The 9,087-nt window shown below is 48.0% G+C and carries 6 protein-coding genes; 4 read left to right on the top strand and 2 right to left on the bottom strand.

Annotated features, from left to right (window positions below):
* Positions 1 to 483 (top strand): alpha/beta family hydrolase (locus tag AC3A8L_RS17045; protein WP_487963476.1); only part of this gene is annotated, 483 nt, incomplete at its 5' end.
* On the opposite strand, the gene AC3A8L_RS17040 is transcribed toward AC3A8L_RS17045, so the two are convergent.
* Both AC3A8L_RS17040 and AC3A8L_RS17035 read right to left on the bottom strand, forming a co-directional pair.
* The gene (locus AC3A8L_RS17040) at positions 469 to 750 is read right to left on the bottom strand and encodes an antibiotic biosynthesis monooxygenase family protein (RefSeq protein ID WP_487963475.1); all 282 of its coding nucleotides are present in this window, start codon (positions 748 to 750) and stop codon (positions 469 to 471) included. The genes AC3A8L_RS17045 and AC3A8L_RS17040 overlap by 15 nt on opposite strands.
* A 56-nt stretch (positions 751 to 806) precedes the next feature.
* The gene (locus tag AC3A8L_RS17035) at positions 807 to 1,070 is read right to left on the bottom strand and encodes a chemotaxis protein CheX (RefSeq protein ID WP_487963474.1); all 264 of its coding nucleotides are present in this window, start codon (positions 1,068 to 1,070) and stop codon (positions 807 to 809) included.
* A 638-nt stretch (positions 1,071 to 1,708) separates the two neighbouring features.
* Between AC3A8L_RS17035 and AC3A8L_RS17030 the strand changes: the two genes are divergently transcribed.
* From AC3A8L_RS17030 to AC3A8L_RS17020, 3 genes are all read left to right on the top strand, one after another.
* Positions 1,709 to 4,408, top strand: a complete 2,700-nt coding sequence (locus tag AC3A8L_RS17030; protein WP_487963473.1) for a carboxypeptidase regulatory-like domain-containing protein — start codon at positions 1,709 to 1,711, stop codon at positions 4,406 to 4,408.
* On the top strand, positions 4,405 to 8,784 hold the full coding sequence (locus AC3A8L_RS17025; RefSeq protein WP_487963472.1) for a choice-of-anchor A family protein: 4,380 nt from the start codon (positions 4,405 to 4,407) through the stop codon (positions 8,782 to 8,784). The genes AC3A8L_RS17030 and AC3A8L_RS17025 overlap by 4 nt, the downstream gene beginning before the upstream one ends.
* A gap of 80 nt (positions 8,785 to 8,864) precedes the next feature.
* Positions 8,865 to 9,087 (top strand): hypothetical protein (locus AC3A8L_RS17020; RefSeq protein ID WP_487963471.1); only part of this gene is annotated, 223 nt, incomplete at its 3' end.

The following is a 9,087-nucleotide window of genomic DNA, read 5'->3' as shown; positions in this document are numbered from 1 at the left end:
CAAAGGCGCACAGGCGGAGCAAAGCGACCACCACCCAGAGTTAACGTGCTTATGGATGAGTGGGCACAGTGGCTAAGCCTTTTCAGTGAACCCGGTAAAACACCGCTCTTAATAGGAGGAAAATCCATGGGAGGAAGAATTGCAACACTCATGAATGCCGAGACGGTATTACCACAACAGTGGGAAGGCGTAATCTGCTTGGGCTACCCATTCCACCCGGCAAGAAAACCGGACACACTTCGAACTGAGCATTTAGCTAAGTCAAATAAACCCACTCTCATTATTCAAGGAACTCGTGATCTCTTGGGCAACCGAAATGAAGTCGCGACCTACAGCCTGCCAGAAGAAATATTACTGGAGTGGGTAGAAAGTGCAGATCACGACCTTAAGCCTTTAAAAGTATCGGGCCACGACCACGACCAGGCTATACAGCAAGCTTCTTCAGCCATTCATAAATTCACGAAAAAATTATACCGCGAGTAGCGTGATTTTCTCAGGCTCTTGTAAGATGGGCGCAAAACGATTGATTAATTCGGCCCGCTGCTCACTTCGCAACCAGCGCTGCCAATCACGGGAAGTTCTCCACTTACACAATAAGAATCGATGATTGTGATCCCCCATATCTTCGTAAGCCTCGCCAGAAATAAAACCTGAAACGGCATAGGTCTGCTGCAGCATGTCACGTGCACTCTCATCGTATGTACTCGCCATCCCCTCAGCTATACGACGCTCAATTAAAACATATATCATAATCATAGACCTTACGTAGGTAGTCACTCAAAACAACATTAGGAAGATAGCAAGCGCTAATGTGAAAGGCAAATAACCACGGCAGCATTGTACGTTTTCCAATAAATAGGCACTACATAAGAGCGCAATGACGACGGTAAGTAAATACTATCGGGGGCCCCCTCAAAAACAATAGGCACTGAAATGTTAAACGCCGGACCAAATTCGCTACGCGCATTACCGGATACCGTATTGGCAATCTCACCCACCAAATCAAAAATATGCTCCGCACAAGTATCCCGCCCTCCCATCTGTAACAATAGATGCTTAGGGGCGCGCATGAAATAACTTCCCGTTTTTTAATCCCTGGGTGCACGCCCCTTAAGTCGCCCGGACGGTGCTCGATGCCGTGAACAGCACTATCGCGTAGCAATTGAATTAAGACAGACCTCAAGCCACGAATGAACACCGCACAGCATGACCCGCTGTGAACTTTCACATAATGAGGAAGAGGTGTCATGCAGCGAAGAATAATTTTATACCTACACAGAAGTCTTCAGAAAGGAACTATACAAAGGCATAAATCATTAAAGAGCTTGCGAGTTGCTACAAGAGCGCGGCGCATTAATCACAACAAAGGGTAAGAGGCTCCTATACCAAAAAGCATTACCTCGCGCTGGTCGCTAACAAACACAGGTTTACTACATCAAAAGTCAGCCCTACAGGAGTTTTTGCCCAGTGATGTGCAGCAGCTAAGTAGTGAGGAGGCAACTTAAAGGGCAGTCTAACTATTAATTTCAGCGTTTATTAATTGATAAAGCATACTGCTGGACACTTAAGTATTTTTTCGAGTCGCGTGATTTTTTCGGTTTATATAACGATGTTTACTTTAACTACAGCTGATTGTAGAATTCGCGCGCTTTATTATTGGGATGGCACATTTTAGTGTCGGCATTTATACTTTGAAAGGGAATTCCAAATGGATTTAACCCGCCTGCGCGGTTATTTTTCTGCGTTTATTTTCAGCCTGTTTTCATTGATCAGTCTACAAACTTCAGCAGATATTGAGGCTGCGGTTGGCTGGTTAGCAACAAAGCAAAATTCAAACGGTTCTATTTGGGATGAAAACTCTCAAAGTGATGTTTTGCCCTCTACGATAGAAGCTCTCATTGCTCTCAAGATGGCGAATGAAAGTGTTGCAGGAAACGTATCTTCTACTGCTCAAGCCTATTTAGATTCTTTAGTCATAGCTGGTGCGCAGCAGGTTGCAGAGCTCGCTCGATTAAAGCGCCATTATCCTTCTGCTATTGATCTTAGTGATATCGATGTCACTTTGTTTCGTGGTGTTCAGGGTGGCTATGCCCCGTACCTCGGCTACGAAGGGGAATTGTATGTCACCCTCTCGCTGTTAAGGGGTGATTTAACGGGTTTTAGCGGCGTGAATCGATTAGAACTTATTGGTTTTTTAACGAATTATTTCGAACAGCTGGAAGTCAGTGAAGCCTCTAGTCAAAATGCATTAAAATTTGCGCTAATGCATTTGGCCCTTCAAGCAAATCGCGCCGACTACAATGTTGGCTCGCATTTAAGTCAAATTTCCTCGCAATTATTTTCGTCGCTTTCTGACACCGGTTGGGGCAATAACCTCGCGGATGTTCTGGCGGTACAAGCTTTGTTGCTGACGACGGCAAGCCCCTATTTGCTAGAGCCGGTGGTTCAAAAGCTACTTGCTCAACAGCTGCCTAATGGCTCTTGGTTTAACGATATTTATTTGACGTCGCTGATGACGCAAATGCTTGCAGTGCATGCCCAAACTCCGCAAGTGGAGCGGCCTGAAGGTGGTGTTTTATCAGGCACTATTGAGGATGCCGCTTCGGGTGCATCTATCGCATCAGCGACTGTAACTCTAGACCTAGAAAGTGAATTGTTAAGCGCATCAGATGGTACAGGCTTCTTTGAATTAAGTGCCATCAATGCTGGCAGCTATCAATTAACTATCAGTGCTCCTGGCTACATGTCGAAGGTTGTTACGGTCGCTGTCGAAGAAGGGCAGCAGCTGAATTTGGGCGCAGTGAAACTCACCAAAAAAGCTAATATCGCTATGATCTATGGCGTTGTAACTGATGCCGTATCTGGCCTGCCGATAGACGGCGTGGATCTATTATTTTTAGGCTCGGAAAAATCACTGACCGTGACTAATACGGAAGGTTATTTCGCAATGGAAGTGCCGAGTGGCGCATTGCGTGTCGGTTTTGCAAAATCGGGCTATACACCAGTGACCCATGATCTCAGTGTTTCGAATGGGCAGCATTTAAACTTTTCGATTCAATTGAACCCTACAGATCAGCCAGCTGGGTCTGGTGGATTCCTTTCTGGAATGGTCTCCGACCCGACTGTTCAAGGTGAACATGTCTGGGGTGGGTTTCGAAAGGTTGTCCCGCTTGCTGGTGTTACCGTTACTGAGCTTTTGAGCGGGGAAACTATGACTACAGGAGAGGATGGCGAGTTCCATCTTCAGCTTACGCAAGGTTTAGTAAAGATCATTTTCGAAAAACAGGGTTTCGAAAGTAAAGTTTTGGACGGCGTAATTACGACTGATAACGGAATTAATTTTGGTATTGTCCGACTAAAGCCAACTACTCGAAAATTTTATGGCTCAGTGACAGATAGTCGCACCGGAAATGCTATCGCTAGTGCAACCCTTATAACTGCGAGTGCGAGTGCTCAGTCAGCAGTCGACGGTATCTACGAGCTATCTGGTATTCAGGCTGAAGATGGTGAGATTTCTGTTGTGGCTGAGGGTTATGAGCCACTGTCGCTAAATATTGAATCTGCTCCGAATACCGGTATTCGATATGATTTCAAATTGAATAAGATCCGTTTAAGTCAGATTGAAATTGATACACCGGTTCTCAATCAGTTTGAGTTTGGTGCCTACGAAAATGTCGACGTAACTTCTTTTGTGCGCAACTTAGGGCAGGAAAGCGATGAGGTATATATTGAATCTGAACTTTTCAATGCGCAAGGCAAACTGCTGGCTTCCAAATCAGTCGAATTCTCGCATACCCATTCAGATAATAAATTTGAGGTCGTACCAAACGATGAGGTTGAAGTAGCGGTCGACTGGTATACGGGAAATTACTCGCCTGGCGAGTACAGTCTTTCACTCAAAGTTTACAGTGTGCTTACTAATAAACTACTTTCGAGCAAATCTTCTTATTTTGCCATTGTGCCTACCCAGCGAATTCAGCAGGTGCAAGTTTATGTAACCCCCGATGCGATCAATCAAGGTGCAAGTTCGACATTAGAGTTGGGTGTGGCTTATTTAAATCGGTCGAACATCCCAGTCGTTGCACAGTTTAGCGCCGCGCTCTTAAAACCTGACGCCAGTGAATCGCGTCAATTCAGCTGGAATGTGGAGTTGCTGCCAAGTCAATTGACTACCACGCAAGTGATTGAGAGCTTCGATCACCTGTTCTCGGAAGCTGGAGTTTATGAATTAACTGTCGCGCAAATTTCAAGTACGCTCATTGATACACTTGATGCGAATGGAATTAATGTTGTCCCCAATGTTTCAATTAATATTCAACAAGAGCTAGCGCCATCAACAGCGCTGCCAGAAGGATCAAAGCGAGTTGGTATTAAAATTCGCTTAGAGGGTGTGGAGGTGAGCCAATGAAAAGATTTTCCTTATTTTTCGCGATAGCACTTTTGATCGTTTCATCCGCTAGTGCAATCGGGCAAATTCGAGAGCGACAAACTACGGAGGGCACAGAGTTTATTTTTTCATTTACCCCTAACCTAAATGTCCCAGATTTAAAATTATTTGTATCATCGTCGGCAGATGCCGTAGCGCTTGTTGAAATTCCAGGGTTTGGGTTTGAGGTGTCCGTTGCTGTAGCGGCTAACGTTACTAGTGTTGTTGACCTTCCAGGTGAAATCGCCCAGTTTTCAGGGAAAGTTACCGATGTTTCTGTACGTGTTACATCCGATGCCCCTATCAGTATTTACGGGCTAAATCAAAGACCCGCAACAACCGACGCTTTAATGGCCTTCCCTACGAATGCCTTAGGTAAAGAGTATATTGTCGGCTCATATGGTGGATCATCTTTAGGGCCATCTCAGTTCGCGATAACCGCTGTTCAGGACAATACCTCGATAGAGGTGACCGCGACAGATACTGTTTCTGGGCATTCGACTAACAGCCTAAAGTCCATAGTGCTAGATAGGATGGAAACAATACTTATTAAAAGTGGAAATTCTAAAAATGATGATCTTACTGGGTCAAGGATAAAAGCGTCAGCGCCTGTTGCCGTGACCAGTGGGGTTGTATGTTCGTATGTGCCCAAAACTATTAGGTTTTGTGACCATATGGCTGAGATGATTCCCCCTGTGAGTGCTTTGGGTTCAGCCTTTCTTGTTTACCCTCTTGCAACACGGCTTAATGGTGATGTTCTTCGTGTCGTTGCCCCTAATTCGGCAACTGATGTTTTGGTTAATGGAATTAAAAAAGGCACCTTATCCAGTGGGAAATTTCTAGAGTTTGATGTGACAGAGGGAATTATTTTGAATACCTCACAGCCCGTAATGGTGATGCAATATTCTAAAGGTACTGAGGCTGATGGTGTTTTATCAGACCCTTTTATGATGTTGATTCCACCGACCGAGCAGTTATTAAATAAATATGTGTTTTCAACAGTTTCTATCGGCTTTGATATTCACTATATTAATGTTGTTGCTAAGGCTGCAGATATAGAAAACATACGTTTAGATGGTGAGCTAATTGATCAAGGGCTTTTTGTTGAGTTAGGTGATTCCGGCTATGCGGGCGCCCAAGTTGCGATAACCGACGGGAGTCACGTCATTGCCTCCGGGTCGCCATTCGGATTATATGTTTATGGCTTTGCAGACCATGATTCCTACGGCTACCCCGGCGGGATGGCGACTGAAATCATTAACCCCATTAACGGTGATTATAAAAATGTCAAAGTCGTTAGTACGCTAAACAATCAAGATATTGAGTTGGATGTTAATTCATTTGTCGTGCCGCCTAGCCGCATAGAAGCGCTAGACGGCGTAACTGAGATTGAATGGAATTTCCCTGAGTTTTCTATTGGCCAAGTCAAAAACTTGGATTACGACGTGGTTGCAACCAATTTAGCGCCCGGCGAAACACGCACTATTACTCACAAGCTTGAACTCACCTATAACGATATTAACGGCGTTGAGCATCAGCGAACTTTAGCCGAGCATACATTAAACGTGTTGTCTTCAGGTTACGCTTTGCAGCTGGGTGTTAATAAAACGCTATTTAATGCTGATGAAACCGCAACGGTTAACCTCACCGCAGTTAATGCAGGGCAAGCATCCGGTGTGGTGAGTGTGCAAACTTCGGTGGTGGATCTGGATGGCAATGTTGTTGCGCAAATCGCTAGCGTGCCCGATTTTTTATTGACGGGTGAGAGTGATATTACGTTTACGCCCAACCAATTTTCGTTGACAGGTTTATATGCTGGCCGCTACCGCGTTAAAGCGCAGCTGGCTGATGATACGGGTGCGGTACAAGCGGTAGCATATCAGGAGTTTCAAATTGCGAGTGCCGATAGCGCAATACTGGTGGCTTCGGCCTCGGTTGATCAACCAAGCTATACCGTAAAAGATACGGTGAATACTGAAGTGAAGCTGTCTAATACCTCTGCCAATGCTTTGGTGGGTGGCGCAACGGTGCAAATGCAATTGGTGTCTGCATCGGGCGATGTCGTTTGGTCGCAAAGTCGTATCGTTAATCAAGTATTGCCGAATACAACTGAAGCGCTTAATGCTGCCATCGCATTGAGCGGTGTGGCACCGGGCGCTTATACGCTAACGGTTAGAGTAGCTGATGCAGATGGCAATATCGTGGCAGCGACTGACGTTGGCTTCGGGTTGGAGCAAAACGTGTTGTTTGCGCTGCAAGGCGATGTGGCCGTATCAGCGGCAGATTTCACATTGGGTGAAACGCCTGTGTGTACCTTTACACTGACCAATACCGGCAATGAAACCATCACGGGGCACGCTACCCGGGTGAAAGCCGTTAACTTGTCGGCCGGAGAAGACATTGCTGCAACTGACCATGTGGCGACCCTCGCGGCAGCTAACGATGCCCAGTGGAGCCTTGCATTACCGGCACTGAACCAAGCGGGTGACTACGCCTGTGTGCTCGAAGTGGCAGGGCAAAGTGCGAGCGCTATGACGGTGATGGCGAGCAAAGTGTTTAATGTGGCTGAGGCGCTAAACACCGTTTCGCTCGAAGGTGCTTTAGCGCTCGGTGATAAGGCAAGACTATTAGTGCTGACAGATGCTGCAGCAAACGCACGCGCCGCGCTGGCTGCATGGTTAGAAACTAGCGGCTGGTATGCCAGTGTTGTCACTGATGAAGTCGCCTTTGCCGACGCCTTGGCCATGGGTGGCTTTGGCGCCTACGCGTTATTAAGTAACGACATCACATTAAGTGAGGCCACCGTAATCCTATTGCAAAGCCGTGTCGCCGAAGGTGATGGCCTGCTTGTGGCGGGCGTTAATGGCAGCAATGCAGCGCTTGAGGGCATGCTAGGTATCGAGCTATTGGCCCATGAGCAATACAGTGATGGTGTGCAAGGTTTAGCGGCTGACTGGCTGCAGGCTCAGAGCCTGTCTTTCAGTGATGGCTTGGGCGAGGCGCAGAGGGTATTCAGCGCTCGCCTTAACGGCGCCACTGCTGAAGGGTATTTTACTAAATCCAGTAGCTTGCCTGCTGGCGTGCAGCCAATGCCGCTGGGCGCGCCGAGCCGTTTCAACGCTTTCGCGATAGACGATTACACCTCGCTGGCGTCTTCCATCGACGGCACCTTAGCGGTGGGTGGCAATTTGAGCCTTGATAGTTTTGGTGTTGGCGACAAATTAGACCCGGCTACGCTCCACACAGTTGTTACCGTCGGCGGTGATGTGACCTTTCCGCAAGGGCGTATTTTTAATGGCAGCTTGCTTGCTGCTGGTAGCATTACTGACGTTAGCCAAACAGTGATCGACGGCTTAGCTGCCGGTGCCGGTGTATTAGGCGAGCAACCGCTCGGTATCCAGTTTGATGCTGAGGCACGCTTTTTACAGGGCGTATCAAAAGCATTAGATGCGCTGCCCAACAATGGCGTTGTGCAAAGCCAGTGGGGCGGCATTACCTTGGCCGGTGATTGTTCGAGCGAGCGCCAAGTGTTTGATGTTGATGGCGCAATGTTGGGGGCCTCGCACACCTTGGCTCAAAGCTGTATTCCAGAGAGCGCCACCGTTGTGATTAATGTGTTGGGGGATGCGGTTCATATTCAAAATATCGGTATGCAGGGCCTTGAAAATTTACGCACCAAGGTGATCTTTAACTTCCCAGCGGCAACCGAGTTACGTTTAACGTCAGTGGGGGTTCAAGGCAGTGTGCTCGCACCCCATGCCCAAGTGGTACAGCCTGCCGGAAGTATTCATGGCCAGGTATGGGTACGCAGCTGGTACTCCACAACCTATGGCTACATGTCTACGCATTTGCAGCCTTTCACGGGTGATATTGCCGATATCGTTTCCAGTGTTCAGCAAATGGCCGCTACGCGCTTTCAGTACGAGCTTGGCCACAGTGTGTTCCTTGGCTTCGATGTGGTGGCCTCCATGTTAGCCGGCGGTTGGCAGGAAAGTAATCCAGCGCTGGCCTTGTTTGGCCAGCTGCTCAATGACATTAACCCAACACTGATCGCCCGCCCGGGTAAAGCGATTGCCATTAACGCGGCACTCGCCAATACCGGCGAGGCGACAACGGAAGGCTTATGGCAGCTTTCGGCGCCGGGTGCGCACTGGCTGGCCTACGAGGGTTGGCAAATATTGCCTGCAACCGAGCAACGAGTACTGCCGTTTTCGCTGCTGGCGGGCCAAGTTGCTGCCGATACACTCTGGCTGCAATTGCCTGCCGAGGGTGCCACAGAGGTGGTAAACGAAGCCTTTACGGGGGCAGCGGATGCCCAAGTGCTGCAAGCGCAAACGCGCCTACCCTTGGCGCAATAACACCTCACGCTGCCCGCACATGTACGGGCAGCGTATTTTCGAATCAGAAATCCCCCATTTACAGGTTTAAGGCTTAGGTTATGTCACAAGGAATCCCATCGCCCACGTTGGCCGTGTTTCGACAAAAAGTAGTTGCTCGCATTAGCGCGGCCATCAGCTTGTTTTTTTTCGTGTTTGTGTTTTACGCCAACCCAGCCGCCGCCGCGGTGGCAGAGACGGGCAAAGATAAAAAGGCCAAGCTCGTAAAGGTGCCGCAAAGCACCACCGAGGCGCTAAGCCTAAGCCTGCAAGACCTCGCCAATA

Source organism: Marinagarivorans sp. (genome assembly GCF_982758155.1).
This window is presented reverse-complemented; position numbering and strand designations above follow the sequence as displayed.

Coding starts and splice junctions, on each gene's coding strand:
- AC3A8L_RS17035 (WP_487963474.1), bottom strand. CDS start 1,070: ATGCGCGCCCCTAAGCATCTATTGTTACAGATGGGAGGGCGGGATACT.
- AC3A8L_RS17025 (WP_487963472.1), top strand. CDS start 4,405: ATGAAAAGATTTTCCTTATTTTTCGCGATAGCACTTTTGATCGTTTCA.
- AC3A8L_RS17030 (WP_487963473.1), top strand. CDS start 1,709: ATGGATTTAACCCGCCTGCGCGGTTATTTTTCTGCGTTTATTTTCAGC.
- AC3A8L_RS17040 (WP_487963475.1), bottom strand. CDS start 750: ATGATATATGTTTTAATTGAGCGTCGTATAGCTGAGGGGATGGCGAGT.